At 63.2% G+C, this 25,044-nt stretch carries 19 protein-coding genes; 13 read left to right on the top strand and 6 right to left on the bottom strand.

Annotated elements, in window-relative coordinates; genetic code table 11:
- Window positions 1-13 precede the first annotated feature (13 nt).
- Together FG93_RS13570 and FG93_RS13565 are read left to right on the top strand one after the other, a co-directional pair.
- Window positions 14-1,018, top strand: a complete 1,005-nt coding sequence (locus FG93_RS13570; RefSeq protein ID WP_052513723.1) for a response regulator transcription factor — start codon at window positions 14-16, stop codon at window positions 1,016-1,018.
- Between the two features lie 179 nt (window positions 1,019-1,197).
- Window positions 1,198-2,544, top strand: a complete 1,347-nt coding sequence (locus tag FG93_RS13565) for a polysaccharide biosynthesis/export family protein (RefSeq protein ID WP_244448605.1) — start codon at window positions 1,198-1,200, stop codon at window positions 2,542-2,544.
- Window positions 2,545-2,718: 174 nt separating this feature from the next.
- On the opposite strand, the gene FG93_RS13560 is transcribed toward FG93_RS13565, so the two are convergent.
- Genes FG93_RS13560 through FG93_RS13550 form a run of 3 tightly spaced genes read right to left on the bottom strand, consistent with a single transcriptional unit; the run spans window position 2,719 to window position 6,356 of the window.
- Complete coding sequence (locus tag FG93_RS13560) at window positions 2,719-3,465, bottom strand: sugar transferase (RefSeq protein ID WP_052513722.1); 747 nt, start codon at window positions 3,463-3,465, stop codon at window positions 2,719-2,721.
- Window positions 3,466-3,471: 6 nt separating this feature from the next.
- Window positions 3,472-4,746, bottom strand: coding sequence for a DegT/DnrJ/EryC1/StrS aminotransferase family protein (locus tag FG93_RS13555; RefSeq protein WP_244448604.1), 1,275 nt, complete (start codon window positions 4,744-4,746; stop codon window positions 3,472-3,474).
- Window positions 4,743-6,356 (bottom strand): NAD(P)-dependent oxidoreductase, encoded by a 1,614-nt coding sequence (locus FG93_RS13550; protein ID WP_244448603.1) that lies wholly within the window; start codon window positions 6,354-6,356, stop codon window positions 4,743-4,745. Before FG93_RS13550 ends, FG93_RS13555 begins: the two co-directional genes overlap by 4 nt.
- 498 nt (window positions 6,357-6,854) lie before the next feature.
- Here FG93_RS13550 and FG93_RS13545 point away from each other — a divergent pair, with 498 nt between their 5' ends.
- The 4 genes from FG93_RS13545 (at window position 6,855) to FG93_RS13530 (ending at window position 12,839) form a co-directional block, all read left to right on the top strand.
- Complete coding sequence (locus FG93_RS13545; RefSeq protein WP_052513721.1) at window positions 6,855-8,078, top strand: glycosyltransferase family 4 protein; 1,224 nt, start codon at window positions 6,855-6,857, stop codon at window positions 8,076-8,078.
- Window positions 8,079-8,145: 67 nt separating this feature from the next.
- A complete protein-coding gene (locus FG93_RS13540; protein WP_043235047.1) occupies window positions 8,146-9,438 on the top strand; it encodes an O-antigen ligase in 1,293 nt (430 codons plus the stop codon).
- A 124-nt stretch (window positions 9,439-9,562) separates the two neighbouring features.
- Entirely contained in the window at window positions 9,563-11,434 is a 1,872-nt protein-coding gene (locus FG93_RS13535) for a Wzz/FepE/Etk N-terminal domain-containing protein (RefSeq protein WP_052513720.1), read from the top strand.
- Window positions 11,435-11,438: 4 nt separating this feature from the next.
- Window positions 11,439-12,839, top strand: coding sequence for an oligosaccharide flippase family protein (locus FG93_RS13530; RefSeq protein WP_081881527.1), 1,401 nt, complete (start codon window positions 11,439-11,441; stop codon window positions 12,837-12,839).
- Window positions 12,840-13,065: 226 nt separating this feature from the next.
- Here FG93_RS13530 and groL read toward each other — a convergent pair whose 3' ends face one another.
- Window positions 13,066-14,688 carry a chaperonin GroEL gene (gene groL, locus FG93_RS13525; RefSeq protein ID WP_043235046.1) on the bottom strand — a complete coding sequence of 541 codons (1,623 nt, stop codon included), beginning with the start codon at window positions 14,686-14,688 and terminating at the stop codon, window positions 13,066-13,068.
- Between the two features lie 251 nt (window positions 14,689-14,939).
- Window positions 14,940-15,434: a hypothetical protein gene (locus FG93_RS32395; RefSeq protein ID WP_152579425.1), complete on the bottom strand. Its 495-nt coding sequence runs from the start codon at window positions 15,432-15,434 to the stop codon at window positions 14,940-14,942.
- 346 nt (window positions 15,435-15,780) lie between these two features.
- Between FG93_RS32395 and FG93_RS13515 the strand changes: the two genes are divergently transcribed.
- From FG93_RS13515 to FG93_RS13495, 5 genes are all read left to right on the top strand, one after another.
- A complete protein-coding gene (locus tag FG93_RS13515) occupies window positions 15,781-17,250 on the top strand; it encodes a M81 family metallopeptidase (RefSeq protein ID WP_043235043.1) in 1,470 nt (489 codons plus the stop codon).
- A 103-nt stretch (window positions 17,251-17,353) separates the two neighbouring features.
- On the top strand, window positions 17,354-18,955 hold the full coding sequence (locus tag FG93_RS13510) for an ABC transporter substrate-binding protein (RefSeq protein ID WP_043235041.1): 1,602 nt from the start codon (window positions 17,354-17,356) through the stop codon (window positions 18,953-18,955).
- A 134-nt stretch (window positions 18,956-19,089) separates the two neighbouring features.
- Window positions 19,090-20,034, top strand: coding sequence for an ABC transporter permease (locus tag FG93_RS13505; RefSeq protein WP_043235039.1), 945 nt, complete (start codon window positions 19,090-19,092; stop codon window positions 20,032-20,034).
- Between the two features lie 13 nt (window positions 20,035-20,047).
- Entirely contained in the window at window positions 20,048-20,926 is an 879-nt protein-coding gene (locus tag FG93_RS13500) for an ABC transporter permease (protein ID WP_043235037.1), read from the top strand.
- A gap of 151 nt (window positions 20,927-21,077) precedes the next feature.
- The gene (locus FG93_RS13495; RefSeq protein WP_043235036.1) at window positions 21,078-22,100 is read left to right on the top strand and encodes a D-cysteine desulfhydrase family protein; all 1,023 of its coding nucleotides are present in this window, start codon (window positions 21,078-21,080) and stop codon (window positions 22,098-22,100) included.
- A 32-nt stretch (window positions 22,101-22,132) separates the two neighbouring features.
- Here FG93_RS13495 and FG93_RS13490 read toward each other — a convergent pair whose 3' ends face one another.
- Window positions 22,133-23,023, bottom strand: a complete 891-nt coding sequence (locus FG93_RS13490; RefSeq protein WP_043235035.1) for an EamA family transporter — start codon at window positions 23,021-23,023, stop codon at window positions 22,133-22,135.
- A gap of 82 nt (window positions 23,024-23,105) precedes the next feature.
- On the opposite strand from FG93_RS13490, the gene FG93_RS13485 reads away from it, so the two are divergent.
- Together FG93_RS13485 and FG93_RS13480 are read left to right on the top strand one after the other, a co-directional pair.
- Window positions 23,106-23,597 (top strand): MarR family winged helix-turn-helix transcriptional regulator, encoded by a 492-nt coding sequence (locus FG93_RS13485; protein ID WP_043235034.1) that lies wholly within the window; start codon window positions 23,106-23,108, stop codon window positions 23,595-23,597.
- A gap of 176 nt (window positions 23,598-23,773) precedes the next feature.
- A complete protein-coding gene (locus tag FG93_RS13480; RefSeq protein ID WP_043235032.1) occupies window positions 23,774-24,919 on the top strand; it encodes an amidohydrolase in 1,146 nt (381 codons plus the stop codon).
- Window positions 24,920-25,044 lie beyond the last annotated feature (125 nt).

Raw genomic sequence — 25,044 nt, 5'->3', positions numbered from 1 at the left:
TTCAAAAGATTAGATGGCACTTTTCCTGGGCGGGCGGGTAGCAGTGCCAGAAGGGGCGAACATGGAGCCGAAATCAGTTTTGGTGGTCCTCATCGGGCCCAATGCCCTGTTGAGGGAAGGTCTGTCCCGCATTTTGACTACAGCGGATTTTGAGGTCGCTGCCTCGCGGTCTCGCGTCGACGATCACGTGGTTGCCGCCCTGACCCGAGAAGCCAAGGTGCTCCTGATCATCGACATTGGCGATGATTTCGGCTCTGCAATGAGCCAGATTGAGTATTACAAGCGGCAATGCCCAGAGGGCCGGGTCGTAGTGCTGGCTCATCAGCATCAATTTTCCGAGATGGTGTCCGCATACCGATCTGGTGCGAACGCTTATTTCGTCACGATTGCCAGCTGTGAAGTATTCATCAAATCCATCGAACTGGTGATGCTCGGCGAAACGGTTCTACCACCGACAATGCTGACGATTGTTGACGGAGAGAGAGAACCGCTCGACAGCCACCGGATCGGATACAGCAGTTCCGGGCGCAACGGTGATGTTCGCTTGCAGCGATACCAGTTGCAGGACATCGATTCCGACCTCTCCGGCGACGAAGACACGGAGATCAATGATTCGTCGCTGACCGGTGAGAGCTGCGCGCCGCGTCTTTCGGCCCGGCACAAATCGATTCTGAGCTGCTTGATCGAGGGGCATTCGAACAAGATCATCGCGCGTAGGATGAAGATTTCCGAGGCCACCGTTAAGGTGCACGTCAAGGCGATCCTACGCCGAGTTCGCGTTCACAATCGCACCCAAGCCGCGATCTGGGCCATGAACAGCGGCCTGTTTCATCCGGCGAAGGAGGCCGACCGGCCCGCCGCGGTGACCGCGACTGCGTCTGCCCTGGATGCTGACGTCTGGTCGCCCGAATTTACCAACGGATCGTCGCCGGCGGGGACACGTATCGGAGCGAGACATGGCATGTTGCCCAACCTTGATCCACGGCTCCGGATCGGCGGTCAGCGGACTGACAACTGACCGATTTGCAAGACGGCTGGCGACGGCAACGAGCGGATCGATCGGCGCGGCAGGCTGCCCGCGGCGCTTGGCGCATGTCAGGCGCTCCCCTCGAAGACATGTCGCCCGACCGCCCCGATCGGCGACAAGTCCGTGAAATCAATGTCCCAGCTTCGACCGGCCCAGTGCCAGGAGTTCTCATGATGTGGGGATCCCGATTGCATACCGAACACGGTAGCCGCCTCGAGACTGAAAGCTCTCGGGCCAGGAAGCGCCGCGGCCTTGCGGCAGGCTTGGTGATCGCCAGCCTGTTAAGCTCGCTTGGCCCGGCGAAGGCCGGGTATACTATCGCGGCCGGAGACGTCATCGAGATTCTGGTCGCACGAGTCCCGGAACTGCAGCGACGTGTGACGGTGCAACCGGATGGCCGCATCTCCTTTCCGGTGCTGGGGAGCGTGGCAGTGGCGGGGCTTTCTGCCTCCGAGATGGAATCAAGAATACAGGCCATGATGGCCAGCAAGGTGTTCAGGCAACGATCGTCAGACGGGCGTGAATACGTGGTGGCGATCGAGGCCGATGAGGTCACCGCCAGCGTGGCGCAATACAGGCCCGTCTATATCAAGGGCGATGTATCGAAGCCGGGTGAGTTGCCGTTTCGCCCGCAGATGACGGTGCGCCACCTGGTGGCCGTGTCCGGGGGCTACGATCTGCTGCGGCAGCGAACAGGCAACCCGGCTCTCCTCTCCGTCGAGCTGAGCAACGAATCTCAATGGCTTTGGCTGGAACTCGCCAGGTCCGAAGCGCGTGTCTTGCGGCTGCAGGCGACATTGGGCGACGCAGCCCAGATCGCGGTCGAGCGTCTGACTCCCTCACCCATCCCTTCGATCAGAATAGCGGAGATCGAGAAGCTTGAAACCGATCAGCTGCGGGCCGAGCAATCGGACCATGATCGCGAGAAATCCTACCTCAACCGGTCCATCAAGCTGGCGGACCAGCAGGCAAAGGTGCTCGCGGCGCAGGAGGCGAAGGAAGAGCAGGGAACACAGGCCGATATCGAGGAGCTGAGAAAGGTCGAGGAGATGTTTGGCAAGGGGGCCTTGCCGAGCCCTCGCGTGACCGATGCCCGGCGCGCTGTGCTGCTGTCGTCAACGCGGAAACTGCAGACCGGTGCACAGCTGATGGAGGTCAAGAAGCGGCAGGACGAGTACGCCAGACAGTTGGAACGGCTCGACGATCGCCGCAGGATCAAGCTGTTGCAGGATCTGCATGACGCGCGCACGGCACTGAACCAAATCCGGGTCAGACTGCAGACGGTTGAGGAGAAGCTCTCGAGTCTCGCGCGCGGCCATAAGTCTGGAGTGGAGGTAGCGATCGTCAGGCGGGGCGAAAAAGGGCTCGAAACCATCATCGCGAATGAGGACTTCGAGCTACAACCGGGCGACGTTGTCGAAGTGACCCTGCAGCCGGAAGCCTCGCCGGGATTGGTTAGGCCGTCCGTCGCCGGCGTCGCTGCGGGGGCGCAGGCGGCGGCCAAGACGAATCCGTAGGGTGACGCGATCTCCCCCTATGAAGACCGGTGCGCTCGAGAACATGAGGCTGGCGCAGGTGCGGATCACGCCTGGTTGCATTGAGCGCTGCGGCGTGAGCTTGGCGCCCCCTGCTCAATCAGCGTGAGCTTGCCGGCTTTCGCTCCTGGCTCTGATCGATAGCGGCGCTGCCTGCTATGCCATGCGGGGTGGGTCCAGTTGCCCACTTGCTTCCCCGGATGCCGGCACCGAAGCGACCGGCAGCTCGCTCTCGATCCCCAACCAGCGGGGAACCTGCCCGACCAGCAGCAGCACGATGGTCGCCAGCGTGATGCGCAGATCGGTCAACACGCCAATGTCACGGCTGTAGCGCTCGTAATAGCCGAACTTGATTGGCATGATCTTGTGCCGGTAAAGGGCGACAGGATCGTCGTCCCGGTCGAGCAGGGAACTCTCGTCACGAAACAGGATAGCGGCGTAATCGGTTATGCCGGGCCGCATGGAGAGAATTATGGCGCGCTGCTCCGGCGAGTAGAACTCCATGAACTCGGGCACCTCGGGACGGGGACCGACCAGGGACATGTCGCCGGACAGGACATTGATGAGCTGCGGCAGCTCGTCGAGCTTCGACCTCCTGAGAAAGGCGCCGACATGCGTAACCCGCTTGTCCCCGCGCAGGGTGAGCGCCACGCCGCTCACCGGCCTCACTGCCATCGACCGAAATTTATAGATCTGGAACACGCGGCCATCGCGACCGACCCGGTCCTGCCTGAAGAAGATCGGGCCGGGGCTATCGCGTTTGATCGCAATCGCGACGATCGGGAATATCGGCGATAGCATGATGAGGCCGAGAGCCGAGCCGACGACATCCAGCGTTCGCTTGAATGCGAGCGTTATCGGTAACGGCGGTGCGATCGAACGGCGATCCTCGCGACCAGACATCGCGCGTCACTCCAGGATGTTGCGGGTCGCGTCCACGACACGGTCGACCTCGTCGTTGGTCATGCCCGGGAACAGCGGCAACGTCACTGCACCGGCGAAGTAACGGCTCGCGACGGGAAAATCGTCGGGTTTGCAGCCGTAGCGTTCCCGCCAGTAGGTCATCTCGTGCAGAGGTCGGTAGTGGACCGACGTGCCAATGTGTTCGGCTGCCAACCCTGCGATCAGCATGTCACGGTTGGCGGATGCGGTTTCATGAACCCGTATCGGAAACATGTGCCAGGCATGCAAACCACGTGGAGGTGCGGGCGTTGGGCATTCGACCGGCAGGTCGGCCAGCTTTTCGAAGTAGCGTTCCGCCGCCCGCTGGCGCGACGCCTGGAGCGCCCCAGCCCGCGAGAGCTGGACCACCCCGACAGCGGCCGCAACATCGGTGAGGTTGCACTTGAACCCCGGCGCGACGACGTCGTAGGACCACGAGGCTCCAACCTTGCGGAACCGGTCGAAGGCGTCACGATCAAGTCCGTGGGTGCGCATGGTACGCGCCCGCGCCGCAATCTTCGGATCCCGTGTGACGACCATGCCTCCTTCGCCGGTGGTGATCGGCTTGCTCGCATAGAAGCTGAACACGGTTGCGTCGGACTCCCAGGAGCCGATCAGGCGACCATCGCTGCGCGTCGGCAGGGCATGCGCGGCATCCTCGATCACGCGCAGGCCGTGGCGTCGGGCGAAATCCAACACCTTGGCCATGTCGCAGGGATAGCCGGCAAAATGAACCGGTATGATCGCCTTGCAGCGCGGTGTCAGCCGCCGCGCGGCCTGCTCGAGATCGATGCACAACGTGCCTTCCTCGACATCGACGAGCACGACTTCCGCCCCAAGATGGCGGATGACCGAGGCCGTCGCCGTAAAGGTGAGCGTCGGCACGAGGACTTCGTCGCCGGGCCCGATGCCACACGCCTCCGCGGCAAGGTGGAGGCCAGCGGTGGCCGAATTGACCGCGATCGCCTCGACGTCGCCCCCCATGAAATCCACGAAACTCTGCTCGAACTCGCGCGCCTTCGCCCCGGTGGTGAGCCATCCTGATCGCAGCACAGCCGTTACCGCTTCGATCTCCTTCTCCCCGATGAGGGGGCGGAAGCATGGAATGCTCGAGATCTCGGTTGGTGCTTGTATTGCCTTAGCCCCAGATGAAATTTTGAGGTTGGTCGGCTGGCAGAAGTCCGAATGCAGTGCATTGGTCTGAACATTTTGCATGGTTTTTCCCACGATTCCGAAGATCAATTCACCTCATTGCGGACAATTCTATGCAGATTCATCAACTCGGTTTCCCAGCCTGTGATTTTGAAATCTGCAAAGCTCTTGGTTCCATGTTCCTTCAGATAGAGGGCGTTGCTGTATGTCGGCAGAGAATAGTGGCCGACTTGGTTGGAGCGTACGAGGCCAATGACCTGTGCAATGCCGCGTTCGATCGTCCAGCGTGGCACGAACCCGAGCCGGGACCGGATCTTCGCAAAGGAGACGCGATAGTTGCGCTTGTCGACGAATGTATCGTCCGAGGTGATCACGGCATCCGGGACCTGCTTGTTGATCAGCTCGGCAATCTCACCGAGCGTATAATTCTGCTCGTCACTTCCAACATTGAAGCATTCGCCCGCTACCAGATGAGCCGGGGCTTCCAACGCCAGGGTGACCGCATGCGCCACGTCTTCAACATGCACGAATGGACGCCACTGATCCGCGCCGAAGACCGTAATCAGCCCGTCCCGAACGGCCTTCGCGCAGAGCAGGTTGACGACCAGGTCGAACCGCGTCCGGCCTGAGATGCCGTAGATCGTGGCGAACCGCAGGCAGGTTACGGAGAAATTGTGATCGCTGAGGCCCCAAAGAACTGCTTCGGACGCTACTTTGCTGCGTGCGTAGAGCGACTGGGGATTAAAGCTCGATTCTTCATCCACCACATCGTCATTTGCTCCGTAGACGGAGCAGGAGCTGGCGAAGATGAAGCGGCGCACGCCGCGCGCCTTGGCGATCTCGCCGATCACCTTGGTTGCCGTCACGTTGACGTCGACTGTCAGATCGGCATCGAAAGCGCATGCCGGATCGCCCACCAGCCCACCGAGATGGATCACCGACCCCGCTCCGCTCACCGCACGGGTCAGCGCCTCAATGTGACGGAAATCCTCTCGGATCAGCGTGAAGTTCGGGTGCCCCCAAACACGCGAGAGCGCCTCATCGCCGAAATGCATGGCATCCAGAACAGAAACTCGGAAGCCCTGGTTGAGCAACTTCTCGACAAGCGCCGAACCGATATAGCCGCCACCACCGATCACGAGCACGTTGGTGTCGGAAGCATCGAGCGGATGATGATCGTCCGGGATGTCGCTCGCGCGCCGGGCTTCCAGACGCAGAGCCCGGTCTTCTGAACGCAGAACGAAGGACACCACGCGCGCAAGTGAAAGCAGGAGCATCGATCCCAGGGCAGTGGTGACCAACAAGGGAAAAGTAAGCACGCTCGACTGTTCTGTAAGCAGCAGAACCGCGCCGACTGCGACGAAAAACGTGACGTTCACGCAGCCGATACGGCGAAGTTTCGTCGACAGGCTAATGTGATAGCTTCGGGAATAGAGACCACATCCGGTGGAGACGATGAGCGCCAGTATCGTGCAGGAGGCGACCAGCAGTACCGAGTGCAATGACTCGAATGAGACCAGCGAAGACATGTCGCGGTCTTCGACGACGATCCAGCCGAACAGGAACGCCGTCCAGATCGAAGCAATATCGGTTGCGACACGCAGAACCGTCCCCAATGGCGGAACCAGCATGGTGAGGCTGTGAGGCAGAGCCGGCGTCGCAAACCAGGTCGGCGACCTTCGCGGTGTCGTCATGGACATCGTCTATCTCCCCGGCATCAGATCTCCGTCGACCGCACCGCCTGATTCCACTCACCTTGCGTGACCTGGAGCGATGTCGGCCCCTCACTTCGATGCCTGCGATCTTAGCCGCCCCTGCGCTCGGGCCGTGTGACTAATTCGATCTATGACCAGTATTCGCCAGTTGGATGCCAACGACGTACTTGTCGTTCGGTCGAAAGCCGCGTCATTGCCGTTCTATTCGTTGCCGCTCGCAGTTATCCAACGGAAATGATCGACATCAATCGACTTAGCGGAGACCAAACGCCTCTGCCTAACTCGAAAGAGGTATACCCCTCATACGCGAACGCACGCTTGTTCCGCTGTGATATTTGTTTCAGGCAGAAGTATTGCCGCCGGCAGGGGCTGCGAAACCCTGCCCACCCAAGGGCATGCAGCGATGACTGAACGTTCGCGCAAGGTGACGGCCAGGCCTCTCAAAGCGTCCGATCCTGCCCGATCAAACCGTGGGGCATTCACATGACGCAGCACGTCCTGTGCATCGGCGGAGAGGACCATGCCCTACGCATTCCATTCCTGCTCGCGCTGCGCGAACGCGGCTTTCGGGTGAGCGCAGCAGCTACAGCGGATCCGACGCCGTTCGCGCGTGCAGGGATCGACTACCATCCCTTTCATTTTGATCGGTTCGTCGCTCCGCTGGCGGATCTGGCTGCACGCAAAGCCCTGGCGAAGCTGATCACCGATCTACGTCCGGAGATTGTACAGAGCTTCGACACGAAGCCGAGCCTGTTGGTCCCGTTGGCTGCCAGAGGCATTCCGAGGCTCAGCGTTGTCGTAACGATCAACGGGCTGGCTTATCTCTATTCATCACGCTCGCCGAAGGCATTGTTGCTTCGTCCGGTCTGGCGCGCGCTCCAGCAGTTGGCGGCACGTTGGACGACAGCGACCGTATTCCAGAACGTCGACGACCAGGCGTTCTTCGAACGACATAACTTGATGGGTCCCGGCACCGGGCACTTGATCCCTGGATCCGGGGTCGATCTCCCTCGCTTCGATCGGGCGATTGCGGACGGGCCGTCGCCGGAGGCACTTCGCCAGGAGCTCGGAGTCGGCGGCCACGAAACCGTCGTCACGGTCTCGCGCCTGACGCGGCAGAAGGGAATTCCAACCCTGCTCGAGGCGGCGGCGGAGATCCACCGACAGCGTCCCAATGTGCGATTCCTGCTGGTGGGGCCACGGGACAGCGAGGGCCCGCTCGCCGTAACGCAGGCGGAGATCGACCGACATAAGCCGTATGTGTTCTCGATCGGCCCGCGTTCCGACGTTCCTTCGTTGCTCGGCATGGCCGACGTGTTTGTTCTGCCGACAGAATACCGCGAAGGCATTCCGCGCGCGCTGCTCGAAGCAGCCGCCGCATCGCGCCCGATCGTGACCACCCGCATGCCCGGCTGTCGCGATATCATCCGCGATGATTGGAATGGCTACCTGGTGGCGCCGCACGCGCCGGGGCAACTCGCCGCCAGAATTCTCGAACTCTTGCAGGATCGCGAGTCGGCCGCTGTGATGGGCGCGCGGGCAGCCATGCTGGTCCGGAGCGAATTCAATCTCGAGGCGATCACCGAGCGATACGCCTCTCTCTACCACAAACTGGCCGACGGCCTACGCCAGGCTCCACTGACGATCGCTTCAAAGGGCGGGATCGCAAGCTCTGCCGAGATGCGCGTCAGCTCGGCAGCTGACTGAGGCGGGAGGGAAGCGCATGGCCCGCCCGCATGTGATCTTCCCCCATCGATCGAAGGCAGGATTCAGCATGCTGCTGGACCTTCTTCTGGCCTTGGGCCTGCTTCTCTCGACCGCCTCGCAATTGAGGCCGACTGGCCTTCCCGTTGGACCGGGCGAGCTCTTCCTGGTGACCTGGGTTTTTTTGATGCTCGGCCGAGAAGCTGCCCGCCTCGGCCCACCCATGACCCGCCCGCTTGCGGTGTTGCTGATCTTCTGGGCGGTTTTCGCCGTGGCCCAGAGCAGCGGCACGATGGCAGGCTACGTCATTGGGGACGTTCACGACAGGGACCTCTTCCTGCATAGCGTCAAGGCCTACGTGCTTCTGGCGATCGTCAGTTGCCTGATCGTCGTGGGGCCCGACGCTGGAGCGCACCTCCATCGCATGGCTTGGCTTGTGGTCTCGCTCGGCGCCGGATTTCTCGTCCTCCAGATCGCGAGCGGCTTTGGCGTGATTGGCATCTCCGGGGTCGATCCCTGGTATTGGGAGCGCTTCCGCGGCTGGTCGTCGAACGCCAACCAACTTGCCCTGCTTTGCGTGGTGCTCGCGTTATTGTCGCTTCATTTGGCTGAGCTCGCGCCAAGAGCCGGCGGAAAGGTTGCCGCGCTCGCCTGCGGCATCGTGCCGGTCTACGTTGGCCGGCTCTCGATGAGTGACTCCTTTGCACTTGTCCTCGCCTTCAGCGTGCCGGTCTATCTGGCGCTCAAACTCCGGTCCTGGACCCGACCGGGACGGTCGACCGTTCGATCCGCCTTTGCCTGGATCGTGATCCTGGCGATTCCGGCCGGGGTGATAGCTGCGGCTCCGCTCGTCAATGCCATCGCAGAGGAGGCCGTGGACACGGCCAGGTTCGTCGCCAGGGGCAACGAAGCCGACACGGAGCGCTCGGCCTCCATCCGGTTCGGCATCTGGGCCGCTGCGATCGATCGGGGCCTCGAATCGGCCATGCTGGGACTGGGCCCGGGGCCCCATCTCAAGAATCCGTTCCAGATCGACATGGGACCGCTTTCGGAGGAAGCCCAGGAGAATCCGAATAACCCCAAACAGTCACATCTGCCGAATTTCGAGGCCCACAATACCCTGCTCGATCTGTTCACGCAGAGCGGCCTGATCGGGCTCCTGAGCGTGGCCGGGCTCGGAGCGGTTGTGCTCGCAGGGACCTGGAATGCGAGACTGGACGGGCTCACGATCCTGATGATCGGCCTCGCAGTATTCAGCTCCTTTCACTTCATCGTTCGCCATCCGATCGTCTGGTTCGCGATCGCCATGTGCCTGGTGGCCGGCAGCACCGCCCGCCAGTCCTCCCCTCGGATCGAAAGCTGAGGTCATGCGTGACGCCGACGGAATTCTTCACACACCCAAAGAAAGCAATCGCGGCCGGGTTCGGTTGCGCGCCCGGCCTGCCGATTACCTCCGCTTTGTCCAGTCGAACCGCTGAAGGTGGGACATGCTGCGCTCTCTCATCGATGAGCATCCTAGAAACGAGAGGACCGAGCCGAACCGTCCGCAGCCGGCCGAGCTCGGGGACGCGGATGTGCGAGTCTTGGCTCCGCGAACAGCTATCCAGGACCAGTCCTTTCTGGATGTGGCCCGCGTACTCTATCGCCGGAGGCTGATGATTCTGACGGCCTCCGTCCTCGGCGCAATGCTGGCGGCCCTCGTCGGGTTGGCGATCCCACCAAAATACACGGCCGTTGCCCAGCTCGTGGTCGAGCCGCCGCAGGGGTCCTCGGGCGGCCGGGCGCTGTCGCCTGCAGAAGAAATAAACATCAACACCCACATCGCGATGCTGAGCTCGCGCGATCAGATGGCACGGGTGCTCGACAGCCTGTCATCCGGAGCAGCCGCGCGGACCGCGCCGTCTGCGGACATCGTGTCGCCATCGGTCGGTGACGGCGCGGCGGATGATGCGATCACGAACCCAGCGCGCGGCCTGAGCCCGACCGAATTGACGCGCCGCCTCAAACTGTGGACCGGATTCCGCGGACAAAGCGATGCGCGTCTGAACGTCGAGCAACTCGAACGCAACGCCAGTATCACCCAGCTGGGTCGCTCGCGCGTCATCAGGGTGGGGATTACGTCGAAAAACCCGCAGCAGGCGGCCACACTGGCAAACCGGGTAGCCCAGATTTACGCCGACGCCCAGTACGCGCAGAACCGTTCATGGATGAACGCAGAGTTGACAAGGCTCGACCAGCGCATTTCTGACCTAAAAAACGAAGCTGAGGGGACACGATCAGCGGCACAAATCCTGATGAATCTCATACGTAGGCAAGATGAAATCCGGGGTCAGATCGAATTCATTTCGTCCGACATCAGCGTATTCTCCCTCGCGCAGGCACCGGAGCGGCCGAGTTCTTCCAATCCGCTCCTCTTCATCCTTCCAGCCTTGATCATCTGCGCGATTGGCGCCAGCCTGTTTGCCGTGATGGCTGACCGCCTGGATTGCGGATTGCGCAGTGAACGCGATGTCAGCGCGGCGCTCGGCATCCCCTGCATCGGTCTCGTACCAAAGATTGCTCGAAGGAGCAGGGCACGTCCTCATCGGTATCTGCTGGCGCAACCCTTCTCGGCCTATTCGGAAGCGATACGGTCCGCGGCCGCTTCACTGGACATCGTGGCGAAGAGCGAAGACGCCAGAATTGTCCTGATCAGTTCAAGCATTCCAATGGAAGGACGAACGACGCTTGCCCTGAGCCTCGCCACCTATGTGTCCGGCCTCGGTCGCCGCGTACTCTTGGTTGACCTTGATTTCCGGCGGAGATCACTGCTGGGGCGGCTTTGCCGCCGGACCGCGAGTGAAACCCGCGACCTTCATCTCCAGAACCGGCCGCCAGCGGAGTTCATCCAGCCGGTTCCCGGCCTTGGGCTCGATTACCTGCCGATGCCGCGCGGTGCAGACCCCCTGGAACCCTTTGCCAGCGAGCAGATCCCACAGCTGCTGGAGCAGTTTCGCGACCGCTATGATTGCGTGATCATCGACGGCCCGCCTCTGCTTGGCATCACGGAGGCGCGCCTGCTCCCCGCCCTGGCGGACAAGGTGCTGTTTGTCGTGAAATGGGGGCAATCGCGCGAGGTCGTCAGGAATGCAGTTCGCCTGCTCCGCGACGCCGGTTGCCCCGAGAAGGAATGGAGCGAGCTGCCGACCGCAATCGTGACCCAGGTCGATCTGAAGCAGCACGCCCGGTACAGGTTCGGCGATGCCGGCGAGCTGATGGTGAAACACCGGAAGTACTACGCCCATGCCGCGAGGGCGTGGCGGGTAGCAGCGCGCGTCCGGGCAGCGAGCTCGAGCCCGCGCCCGGGGAATGACAGGTGACGTCATGCCTCAAGACGACCTCGAAACCCGGTCGGTCAGTCGTGTCGCCCGTGGCGGCTTGGCCGCCTTCATCATCTATGGCGCGGGTGTCGGGCTCGCCTATTGCTCGCAGCTCTTGATCGCACGGCTCGTCGGCGTCGATGCGTATGGCCTCTACGCCTATGTCATGGCCTGGGTTACGGTGCTCGCCTATTTCTCGGCGCTGGGCTTCGACGTGGCGCTCCTGCGATTTCTCCCCGCCTATGAGGCAGCATGCGCCTGGCCGCTTTTTCGTGGAGTGATCCGCTACGCGGAACGAAGGGCCATGGCCGTCAGCGCCGCCATCATCCTCGCCGGCGCGTACGTGGTCCTTGCTCGGGAGGTTTCGACGCAACTCAGAGACACCTTTCTCATCGGCCTCTTGTTGGTTCCCGTCTTGGCCTTGTTATGGATCCGCAGTTCCATCGTGCGTGCATGTGGCGGCGTGCTCTGGGCGGTTGCACCAAACCGTGTCATGCGAGATGGAGTCCTGGTCGGGTTGGTTGCCCTTGCCAGCGCGGGGCTGGGCTGGACCCTCGACGCTGCAGCGGTGATATCAGCGACACTGGTGGGCGCGATTATCGCGCTGCTGTTCGCGACTCTAGGCATGCGCAAGCTGCGCCCCCGCATCATAGACGGCGTCGAGCCGGCATACGAGGCCGAGAGCTGGCGCCGGGCAGCCCTGCCGCTCGTCATCCTGACTGCGGCAGAAGCCCTCCTGAACCGAAGCGGCGTCATCGTGCTAGGTTGGTTCGGGGACACGAAGGCCGCGGGAATCTACAGCCTGGCGTTCAATATTGCCTTCGTGGTTGGGCTGCCACGGGTCGCCATCAACACCCTGTTCGCACCAACCATCTCGGGATTTCACGCCAGGAACGAGCACGCCATGCTGCAGCGGCTGATCACCAGGGCCGCCTCATGGACACTGGCGGCCTCGGGTTTCATCGGCATTGTGCTGTTCGTCTTCGCGGAACAGTTTTTTGGCTGGTTCGGCGCGGATTACGCGGCCGGCGTGCCAGCGCTGCGTATCCTCCTCGTCGGCCAGGTGCTTGTCGCGGCGGGAGGCTCGCAGCTTCACGTCATGACAATGACGGGACATGAGCGCAGTGCCGCGGTGCTGCTTGTGTCCAGCACGATCGTCAATTTGGCCGCCAGCGGCGCGCTGGTCGCCCTGATCGGCTTGAACGGCGCAGCGATCGGCACCGCGGCGACGCTCATCCTATGGAATCTGGCGATGGCGACGTTTCTCTCTCGTCGTTTGGGCTTGAAAGCGGGCGTGCTTGCATTCCTTCAGCTCGGTCTCAAGAGAACGGAGCGTCAAGCGGCCGAGGCCCCGCCATCTGTGCGGCGCGCCCTTGGTCGGCTCCGGCAGTCATTCCGGGTCTGAGCATGTGCTCCGCGACATTCTCGGTGCGATGAGCAAAAAAGCCGAAGCTCGATGCTATCAATCCAACCAACCGATCCCCTGCGGCCGATAGAACGCGGTTCGAAAGCGGCCACCGTTCAAACAGTCGGGCGCGATCGCTCCGGAGCGCTACGGTGCGATGCACCTGCCAGACAATCCGCAGCTCTTTCGCGAGCGACACCCCGCAGTTCCGAGCTTGCACCGATCCTCAGAAATCCATGCCGCCCGGCATCGCCGGAGCCGCTTCCTTCTTCGGCGTTTCGGCAATGATCGCCTCGGTCATGATCAGCAGCGAAGCGATCGAAGCCGCATCCTGAAGTGCGGTCCGCACGACCTTGGCCGGATCGATCACGCCGTTCGCCACAAGATCCTGATATGCTCCCGTCGCGGAATTGTAGCCCCAATTGTAATCATCCTTCTCGATCAGCTTGCCGACGATGACCGCACCGTCGGCGCCGGCGTTTTCGATGATCTGGCGGGCCGGGGCCTGCAGGGCGCGGCGCACGATCTCCACGCCGGTTTTCTGGTCGGCATTGGCCGGCTTGACGGCGGCAAGCGCCTTCATCGCCCTCAGCAACGGCACGCCGCCACCCGGCAGAATGCCTTCTTCGACTGCCGCGCGGGTCGCATGCATGGCATCATCGACACGATCCTTCTTCTCCTTGACCTCGATTTCGGTCGCACCGCCGACGCTGATCACCGCAACGCCGCCAGCGAGCTTGGCCAAGCGCTCCTGGAGCTTCTCACGGTCGTAGTCCGAGGTTGTATCCTCGATCTGAGCCTTGATCTGTGCAACGCGCGCCTCGATCTCCTTCTTCTTGCCGGCGCCGTTGACAATCGTGGTGCTCTCCTTCTCGATCATGATTCTCTTGGCGCGGCCGAGCATCTGGAGCGTTACAGTCTCAAGCTTGATGCCGAGATCGTCGGAAATGGCGGTTCCGCCGCTGAGGATGGCAATATCCTCCAGCATGGCCTTGCGGCGATCGCCGAAGCCCGGAGCCTTGACGGCCGCGACCTTGAGGCCGCCCCGCAGCTTGTTGACGACGAGTGTGGCGAGAGCCTCGCCTTCCACGTCCTCGGCGATGATCAGCAGTGGCTTGCCCGTTTGCACCACCGCCTCGAGTAGCGGCAGCATGGCCTGGAGCGAAGAGAGTTTCTTCTCGTGGATCAGGACATAGGCGTCTTCCAGCTCGGCCCGCATCTTCTCCGCGTCGGTGATGAAATAGGGCGAGATATAGCCACGGTCGAACCGCATGCCCTCGACCACGTCGAGTTCGATCTCCAGCGATTTTGCCTCCTCGACGGTGATGACGCCCTCGTTGCCGACCTTCTTCATCGCCTGCGCGATCATCTGGCCGATCTCGGTGTCGCCATTGGCCGAAATGGTGCCGATCTGCGCGATCTCGCTGTTGGCGGTGACCTTCTTGGCGTTCTTCTTGAAATCTGCCACGGCAGCTTCGACCGCCATGTCGATGCCACGCTTCAGATCCATCGGGTTCATGCCGGCGGCGACCGCCTTGGCCCCCTCACGGACGATGGCATGGGCCAGCACAGTTGCGGTCGTGGTGCCATCGCCGGCGGCGTCATGCTGTTTTGAGGCGACCTCGCGCACCATCTGGGCGCCCATGTTTTCGAACTTGTCGGCGAGTTCGATTTCCCTGGCGACGGCGACGCCGTCCTTGGTGATGCGGGGCGCACCGAATGACTTCTCGATCACGACGTTGCGGCCCTTGGGACCAAGCGTGACCTTGACGGCATTGGCCAGGATCTCGACGCCGCGCAGCATATTATCGCGTGCATCAGAAGAAAACTTCAACTCCTTGGCGGCCATGATCCGGGTCCTCCTCTTTGGGATTTCAACGGTTCAGCAGCAGGATAGGGTCAGGCGGTCCTGTTGCGGATCTCGTTCCTCTCGATCAGGCCGAGTATATCGCTCTCCGCCGGGATCAGCAGCATTTCTCCGTCAGCCCCGAACACTGCGGGACAAGTGCCGGTCTGCCGCCACGCGCGGTCAGCGGCTGAGCATGCCCCGATCGGGTCCGGCGCTCCGTGGGTCGATCTCGCAAGGCGGCGCGCCGCAGGTCAATTCGCTGGATCACGTTCAGCAACGGTCCGTGGGCTGGGTTCTTCCGCGAACTTCCGACCGCCTGCCGCCGCCTCGACCCTCTGCTGGATTGACCTGGATACGAGGCGAGACTTCCCGAGGGCAGCAAAATCGCTGGCGCTGTGGTTCTGACTGGCACGGCCCTCGAAGACCAGGACGTCCGAGCGGGTGACGACGATATCGCCGCGACGCAGGGTCGGGTCGTCCAGGTACCAATACTGATCGGTCGCGGGATCGAGCTTTACGATGGGCGGCGGCGGCTTGGACGCCACGGCTTTCCGATGAGGTTGACGGCGGGTCGGCCGAACGGTGACGTCCAGCGGTTCAGGGGCAGTCGGATAAACCTGTGGAGGCGGCCGTCCGAACACAGCTCGGGCCAGCTCATCGAAGAACCCGGCGGAATGGGCGGGCGTCACAAGAACAACCGCGCTCACGCCAGCGATAAGCAGCCTGCGGACTGGAGCGCTGTTCATGGGCAGATCCTCGAACCGTCTGCTGGCTAACGCCGCCAATGGCTGGCGGTTCCACCGAGCTGTTGTCCGGTTGTCGTCTGGAGCGCGATCGTGCCCTCTGGATGCAGGACCGGAGGGCCAAAGCCAATGCTCGCAGTGCTCCTACACCCTTGATAACGCGGCCCAGTGAGTTTTCACGGATAGGATGTAGAACAACGGATGCCCCCATCGCCACCTTCAATAGCCGCCAGGCGCATCATCCTGATTGCCGGCACCACAGAGCAGATCGCCCTTGCTGCGACGCAGCTTGACAGGCGCATTGCTGACGTCGGAGCTTGCTTCCGCACGAAACGGGAAGGCTCTGATTATGCGTCTGTTCGCCGCGTCGCTTGCTACCGAGACGAATACGTTTTCGCCTATCCCGACATCCCGCACGAACTTCGAGGCATCGGCCTATTTTCCCGCCGGCCAGCATCCTGACCGGGCGACGCACTGCACCGCGCCACTTTACGTCGCACGCCGGCGAGCAGGGCGCGACGGTTTCACGCTGATCGAGGGTTCCTGCTTCTGGGCCGAGCCCTCGGGAACCTGTGCCAAGGCCGATTATGAGGAGATGCGGGACGAGATCCTTGGCCAGCTCAGGGCCGCAATGCCGATCGACGGCGTCCTGCTCGGACTGCACGGGGCCATGGTCGCGCATGGCTATGACGATTGCGAGGGCGATATTCTCGAACATGTCCGCGCCATCGTCGGTCCACAAGTGCCGATCGGTGTCGAACTCGATCCGCATTGCCACCTGACCGAGAAGCGCGTGCGGCTGGCGGATGCCATCATCCTCTACAAGGAATATCCGCATATCGACTTCGTCGAGCGGGCCGAGGAACTGGTCGACATCATCCTTGCGACGATCCGCGGCACGATCAAGCCGGTGATGTCGCTCTATGACTGCCGGATGATCGAGCTGGTGCCGACCACACGTGAGCCCGGCCGCTCCTTCGTCGACCGGATGAGCGCGCTCGAAGGCAAGGACGGCGTGCTGTCGATCTCGCTGGCGCACGGTTTCCAGCAGGGCGACGTGCCGGAGATCGGCACGCGGGTCCTGGTCGTCACCGACAACGCCAAGGCAGCCGGAGACGCCCTCGCCGCCCGGCTCGGCGAGGAGTTCCGCTCGTTGAAAGGCCAGTTCGCCCCGCCGGTGGTTCCGCTCGACGAGGCGCTCGACCGGGCTCTCGGCAGTTCCGCCAACGGCCCGAGCGTCATTGCGGATTCGACCGACAATGCCGGTGGCGGCGCGGCGTCCGACAATACCAACATCATCCACCGCCTGCGGGAACGGGGCATTCGCGATGCGGCGATCGGCCCTGTCTGGGACCCTGTCGCCGTCGAATTCTGCCTGACCGCCGGTGTCGGCGCCACCATCCCGCTGCGCTTCGGCGGCAAGGCGGCCTCGACCTCGGGCCAGCCGGTCGACGGCGACGTCACGGTGCTCGGAGCAATCCGCAACGGCACCCAGAGTTTCGGCACGGCCAAGGTTCCGATCGGCAATGCCGTCGGCATCCGCATCGACGGCATCGACGTCGCGCTGTTGTCGCATCGCACGCAGGCCCTGGGGCTCGAGATTTTTACCAGCGTCGGCATCGACCCGACGCAGAAGCGCATCGTCAGCGTCAAGTCGACCAACCATTTCCATGCCGCCTATGGGCCGATCGCCAGTGCGGTGATCTATACCGACGGTGGCGGCCCCTCGCATCTCGACGTGCGCAAATACCCCTATCGCAAGATCGCCCGGCCACTCTGGCCGCACGACCCGCTGCCGCCCGGCCGCATCGTCGTCTGAGCCTGGCCGCGTGGAAGGAGACTTGACCGTGATTTGATCATCGAGGGTGGCCAGACGAAGCGAATGCTCGCGGTCATTCGGCATCTCTTGGAGGGAGAGAGACATGACGACCACACGCCGCAGATTCGTCCAGGGCAGTCTCGCCGCTGGAGCGCTTACCGCCGCCCCTGCCCGCCTGAGGGCCCAGACGACACCAGCCGTCTCACGCACCATCCGCGCCGTGCTGCATGGCGATCTTCGCGTCTTCGATCCGGTCTGGACGACCGCGAATATGACCTCGTACCACGCTGCCATGGTCTACGACACGCTGTTCGGGGTCGACGACAAGTTCGAGCCCAAGCCGCAGATGGTCTCGAAATATTCGCTCTCGGACGATCGCAAGGTCTATAATTTCGAACTCCGCGACGGCCTGCGTTTCTCGGATGGCTCTCAGGTAACGGCCAGGGATTGCGTCGCCTCGATCCGCCGCTGGGCCGCGCGTGACGGCGGCGGCCAGCACATGCTGGCCCGCCTCGCCGACACTCCGGTGAAGGACGACAAGTCCTTCCAGCTCGTGATGAAGGAACCCTACAGCCTGGCGGTCGAATGGCTCGCCAAGGCGGCGACCAATGTCTGCTACATCATGCGCGAGAAGGAAGCGCAGACCGACCCGATGCAGCAGATCCAGACGATCATCGGCTCGGGACCGTTCACGTTCAATCAGGATGCGGTCGTCCAGGGCCAGCGCTACGTCTATGATCGCAACGCAGCCTATGTGCCCCGCTCTGAACCGGCCGTCTTCACCTCCGGCGGCAAGGTCGTGAATGTCGACCGCGTCGTCTTCGAGAACATCGCCGACGAGGCAACGGCAATCGCGGCGATACGCGCCGGCGAGATCGACATGATCGAGTATCCGAATGTCGACCTGCTGTCCTCGCTGGAAGGCGAGAAGGAGATCAAGCTCGAAGTCCTGAACAAGCAGGGGCAGCTCGGCTGGGGCCGCGTCAACTGGCTCCATCCGCCGTTCAACAACGTCAAGGCCCGCCAGGCGATGCTCCATCTCATTCACCCGACCGAGGTGATGAAGGCGACCTTCGGCGACGAGAAATACTTCAAGGGCTGCTCCTCCCTGTTCGGCATGGGCACACCGATGGAGAACGACGCCAATATCGGCTGGTTCAAGGGCGGCCAGAACATCGAAAAGGCCAAGCAGCTCGTCAAGGAATCCGGCTATGACGGCCGCCCGGTCGTCGTGCTGCACGCCACCAACATCGCCTATATGAACAACGCTGCGAACCTGATCGCGCAATGGATGCGCCAGGCCGGCTTCAACGTCTCTCTGCAGGCCTCGGACTGGGGCGCGGTCATCACGCGGCGTGCCGTCAAGAGCCCGCCGGACCAGGGCGGCTGGAACGTCTTCTTCACCTCGGGCTCGGTCAATGCCTTCGGCAATCCCGTGGCGCTCAGCGGCCACGCCGCCAATGGCGAGAAGGGCTGGTTCGGCTGGCCGACCGACGAGAAGCACGAAGCCTTCCGCGACAAATGGGCGGCCGCATCGAGTGATGCCGAGCGCCGGCAGATCGCGCGCGACATGCAGCAGAACGCCTGGGATTTCGTGCCGCACATGTATTACGGGCAATGGTTCCAACCCGCGGCGCTGCGCAATCTCACCGGGCTGATCGGCATGCCGGAGCTGATCCCGTTCTGGAACGTCAAGAAGGGCTAGACGCTCCTTTGAACACCCCGAACGGCTCAGGCTCCGCTTCACGCGCGGCTTGAGCCGTCCGTTTCCAAGCCTCGGCAGGACAGGCGCGCGGCCTGTCTCCGGCTAGTCTTAACTGAGGGAGGACGATCGACCCCATGCTCAGTTACATCGCCCATCGGCTCGCATCGACCATCCTGGTGATGACGCTTGTCGGCATCTTCGTCTTCCTGCTCCTGCATTTCTCGGCCGGCGACCCGGCAGCGATCATCGCCGGCGATTATGCGACGCCTCAGCAGATCGTCGCCATTCGTCAGCGGCTCGGGCTCGACGATCCGCTCCTGGTCCAGTTCTGGCGTTGGGCGCTGCGCGTCATCAAAGGAGATCTCGGCGTCTCCATCTTCTCGAACACGCCGGTCGGTGTCCTGATCATCCAGCGGCTCGAGCCGACGCTGTCCCTGGCGCTGCTGACCATGCTCTTCGCCGTGAGCATCGCGGTCAGCCTCGGCGTGATTGCCGCCTGGCGCGTCGGCAGCCTGGTCGACCGCGCCTTGATGGGCTTTTCCGTGCTCGGCTTCTCGATGCCGGCCTTCGTCGTAGGCTACAGCCTGATCTATATCTTCGCGATCGAGCTGCGCTGGCTTCCAGTGCAGGGGTACAGATCGCTCGCAGACGGCGTCGGCCCGTGGATCCTCCATCTGATCCTGCCGACGGTCACGCTTGGCCTGGCCTATATCGCGTTGATCGCGCGCATGACCCGCGCCTCGATGCTGGAGGTGCTTGAAGAGGACTACATCCGCACGGCCAAGGCCAAGGGCGTCACGACACGCACGATGCTGATGAAGCACGCCCTCAAGAACGCCGGCGTGCCGATCGTCACGGTCATCGGCATCGGCGTGGCGCTGCTCATCGGCGGGGTGGTGATCACGGAGACCGTCTTCAACATTCCTGGTATCGGGCGGCTGGTCGTCGATGCGATCTCGAAACGCGATTATCCGATCATCCAGGGTGTGATCCTGCTGTTCTCCGGCATTTATGTCCTGGTCAATCTGCTCGTCGATCTCTCCTATTCATTGATCGACCCCCGGATTCGCTACAGATGAAGGGGCAAAGACCATGAGCGTGATCACGGCCTCGGCCACAGATCCCATCAGTCGCACTTTCGGCAACCGCCTGTGGCGCCTGGCGCGCCGCAATCCGACGATGCTGCTCGGCGGCGCCATCCTGATCTTCTTCGTGGCCGTGGCCCTTCTTGCGCCACTGCTCGCGGGGGATCCGATGCTGAAGGTACCCACACGCCGGCTGCTGCCGCCCTCACCCCAGTTCTGGTTCGGAACGGATCATCTCGGCCAGGATGTCTTCGCCCGGACGGTCTATGGTGCACGCGTTTCCTTGATCGTCGGCCTCAGCGTCGCAACCATTTCGGTGCTGATCGGCATGACGATCGGGCTGATGGCGGGCTATTACCGCTGGGTCGATGCGGCTGTCATGCGCCTGATGGACGGGCTGATGGCGATCCCCGCGATCCTGCTGGCGATCGCGCTGGTGGCGCTCAACCAGGGCAGTATCGGCATCGTCGTCGCCGCGATTGCCATTCCGGAACTGCCGCGCGTGGTCCGGCTGGTCCGCTCGATCGTCCTCAGCGTCCGCGAGCTCCCCTTTGTCGAGGCCGTCATTGCCTGCGGCGCGCGCACCCCCCGGATTCTGGTGCTTCACATCATGCCGAGCACCATCGCGCCACTGATCGTGCAGGCGACCTATATCTGCGCATCGGCCATCCTGGTCGAGGCGTCGCTGTCATTTCTCGGCGCCGGCGTCCCGCCGGAAACTCCGAGTTGGGGCAACATGATCGCCTCGAGCAGGCTCTACCTGGCGCGCGCGCCCTGGACGATCTTTTGCCCGGCGATCGCGCTGGCGCTGGTCGTGCTCGCGGTCAATCTGCTCGGCGACGGGCTGCGCGACAAGCTCGACCCGCGGATCTCGCGGAGAATGTGACCGGCAGGCCGCGGATGTCGCCAGCGGCGTGAAGCCGGGCTCATCGGCGAATTCGCATGGCTGCCCGGCGGCGGCGCTGCTGCCTTTTCCGGCACGGCCGCTATGGTGGGCTGTGGCGACGTTATGCCAGGTTCGGTGAGGAACAAGCGACATGAACAAGCCCTGGTCACTGGCGGAACGGAGCCGGGCTCCACTTGCGATCCTGCCGACCCCCCTCGAGGATCTGCCCCGCCTGTCGCAGGAACTCCAACGTCATGGCCCTGCACCGTCGATTCTGATCAAGCGCGACGATTGCACAGGTCTCGCCGGCGGCGGCAACAAGGCCCGCAAGCTCGAGTATCTCGTCGGCGATGCGCTTCTGCAGGGAGCCGACACGCTGGTCACGCTCGGGGCCATCCAGTCCAATCACGCGCGGCAAACGGCTGCGGCCGCTGCCAGAAACGGCCTCGGTTGCGTTCTGCTCCTGACCGACAAAATCAGCGGACGCGGCGCAAGCTATCGGGCCAATGGCAACATCCTGCTCGACCGATTGCTCGGCGCCGATATCCGTGTCCTGTCCGCCGAGCAGGACGCCATGGAGGCGCTCGAACAGACGCTGACTGCGCTGCGTGCACAGGGCCGGCGCCCCTATTTCATTCCGATAGGCGGCTCCAATGCGCTGGGCGGGCTCGCCTATCTTGATGCGCTGGTCGAACTCGCCGGGCAGGCCAAGGCCGCAGGCCGACAGATCGACCATATCGTGCTCGCGACCGGCAGCGGCGGCACCCATGCCGGCATCGTTGCAGGCGTGCAGACGCTTGGCCTTGCCTGCGCGGTCCACGGCATCAGCGTCTCGCGGCAGGCCGAAGAGGCTCGCGGTATCGTCGCCGGCCTGGCGCGCGACACGCTCGCGCTTGCTGGGAGCCAGAGCGTTGCCGATCTCTCGATCACCATCGACGATTCGCAGATCGGGCCCGGCTACGGCCAGCCGACGGTGGCGATGCTCGAGGCCGTGACCAGCGTTGCGCGACTGGAGGGCATCCTTCTCGATCCCGTCTATACCGGCAAGGCCATGGCCGGGCTCTTCTCGCTGGTGCAGAGAGGCACATTCAGGCCGGATGAGACGGTGGTGTTCTGGCACACCGGCGGCCATCAGGGACTGTTCGCCTACGAAGAGCTGTTCCGGGACGATTGACGAGATTCTTGATGCCTGAGGCGTGACCTCCGTCACGCCTCCTGGTGTTTTGCCGCCATTGCGACGGTCGCCGGCGCGGCCTGCTGAGCACGCTGGCTCAGCCAGACGCTGCCAAGGACGATCGCCATGCCGGCGATCTGCACCGGGCTGAGCGACTGGCCCAGTACCGACCAGCCGAGGACCACGGCCGTCATCGGACTGAGAAAGCCGAGCGGCGAAACCGTCGAAGGACCGAGCCGGGCAATGCCGCGGAACCAGAGGATATAGGTCAGGGCAGCGCCGATCAGTCCGAGATAGGCAAGGCCGAGGACGTTCGTGCCATTCAATGTCGGCGGCGCAGGCTCGAGCCAGAGGACCACCGGCAGCAACAGCACTCCGCCCGCGGTCAGCTGCCAGGCGGTGAAGGTCAGGGGGGAGACCGGTGGCTGCCAGCGCCGGCTCAGGACCGTACCCGCCGCCATCGACAGCGCACTGGCGAGACCAGCCGCAATGCCGAGCGGATCGAGCGCAGCCTGCGGCGTCAGAATCAACAGCGCGACACCTGCCATGCCGGCCATGGCCGCGACGATGGCGAGCGGGCGGATGGCGGAACCGAGCAGCAGGCGGGCAAGAAGCAGGACGACGAGCGGCTGGATCGCGCCCACGGTTGCCGCGACACCGCCCGGCAGCCGATAGGCTGCGATGAACAGCATCCACCAGAACAGCGAAAAATTGAGCGCGCCGAGGAGGAGAACCCGCCCCCACCAGATTCCCTGCGGCAATTGTCTGACGGCGAGCAGCAGCAGGAGCCCGGCCGGGAGCGCACGCAGCATCGACACTGTCAGCGGGTAGCCCTGCGGCAGGAACTCCGTCGTCACCAGATAGGTGCTGCCCCAGATGGCCGGGGCGATCGCAGTCAGCAGCAAGTCGGCATTGCGGGCCATGGTGCGGTCTCGCTCATTATCTTGACGTCAAGATAATGGCGAATGTCTTGACGTCAAGATATTCTCTCGCGACGATGGCCGCATGGACCATGTCGACGGAATTCTGGCGCAGTGGAACCGGGAAAGACCGGATCTCGATGTCACGCCGATGGGGCTGTTCGGCCGCCTGAAGCGGCTCTCGCAGCATCTCGGCCGGGAGATGGAGAAGACCTTCGCCGAGCACGGGCTCAACGGGGCCAGCTTCGACGTTCTGGCGACATTGCGGCGCTCCGGCGCCCCCTATAGCCTGTCGCCGGGTGATCTGCTGGCGACGATGATGATCACCTCGGGCACGCTGACGAACCGCATCGACCAACTTGAGAAGGCAGACCTTGTCGAGCGCACCCATAACCCCGAGGATCGCCGCAGTTTCATCATTTCACTGACCGAGCGCGGCTTTGCGACAATCGAAGCTGCTGTCACGGCGCATGTCGCGACCCAGGCGCGGCTGAGTGCCATGCTCTCCCCGGATGAGAACGCGGCCCTCAACGCCCTGCTGGGCAAGTACCTGGCGGGTTTCGAAGGCAGCCGGTGAGTCCCGTGTGGTGAGGCTTCTTCGGCGGTAAACCCTCCGATTTCCCGGCCACGGATGAGCACAGCGCGCCCCCCGCAGGCAAGAATGGCGCTTGCCGCTCCACGCAAGTTGATAATTCTCTGGCCGTGCGAAACCGGCATCAGGTCTGATTCAGCCGGCGCTCAGGGGATAGCGGTATGTTTCTCACCAACTCCGACATGGTCGAGCTCGTCGCCTGGCGGCAGCAATTGCACCGCTCCCCCGAGATATCGGGCGAGGAGCAGGAGACGGCGAAGGCAGTCGTTGCCTTTCTTGCCCCGAGCGAGCCGGACCGTATCGTGACGGGACTCGGCGGCCACGGCGTCGCAGCGATTTATGAAGGGCGCGAGCCGGGACCGACGGTGATGGTTCGCTGCGAGCTCGACGCCCTGCCGATCGAGGAAATCTCCGAGAGCGCCCATCGCTCGCAGGTGCCCGGCAAATCCCATGCCTGCGGCCATGACGGGCACATGACCATGGTCGCGGCGCTCTCGCGCGGGCTCGGCCGCCAGCGACCGCAGCGCGGCCGCGCAGTGCTGTTGTTCCAGCCGGCAGAGGAGAACGGCGCAGGTGCCGCCGCCGTCATCGCCGACCCGAAATTCGCGGAGATCGCGCCGGATTACGCCTTCTCGCTACACAATAAACCCGGCCTGCCGCTCGGCTACATCACCCTCTCCGAAGGCCCGGCAAACTGCGCCTCGCGCGGTCTGCAGGTCGTGCTGACCGGCAAGACCTCGCATGCCTCCATGCCGGAACACGGCATCTCCCCGGTTACAGCGGTAGCCCGGCTGATGCCGGCATTGACGGCGCTCGGCCCTGGCGGCCCGCTCGATGCCGCCTATGCGCTCGTCACCGTGACACATGCCGCCATCGGCGAAGCTGCCTTTGGGATCGCTCCCGGCCGGGCCGAGATCTGGGCGACGCTGCGCACGCTGAACGATGCGCAAATGGGCGCGCTTTGCACACGGGCCGAAGCACTGGTGCGCGAAGCCGCTGAAGCATCGGGTCTTGGCGTCGAACTAAGCTATCACGACGTCTTCCATCATTGCGAAAACGACGCCGAGGCGGTGGCGCTCCTGCGCAAGGCCTTCGACGACGAGAGGCTGCGACATGGCCTGGGGTCGCCCTCGCGCGGCTCCGAGGATTTCGGCCTGTTCGGCCGGCAGGCGAAATCGGCGATGTTCATCCTCGGCTCGGGCGAAACCTCGCCGCAATTGCACAACCCGGATTTCGATTTCCCCGATGCCCTGATCGAGCCCGGTTCGCGCGCCTTCATGCGCACGCTGCGCAATATGCTCGGCTAGATCATCGGGCCGGATATCGTATCCGGTCCGATGATCCAGCCTTTTTGTGTTTGCATCGGCTTTCCCGAAAACCGCAATCCACTTTTCGGGCCGATGCATTAGCGCCTTGCGCCTGCCCAAGCGGG

Source organism: Allobosea sp. LC85, from assembly GCF_000735605.1.
In the GTDB taxonomy this organism is placed as follows: domain Bacteria; phylum Pseudomonadota; class Alphaproteobacteria; order Rhizobiales; family Beijerinckiaceae; genus Allobosea.
Note: the sequence above shows the minus strand (reverse complement) of the source record. Positions and strands in the feature narration are given on the sequence as shown.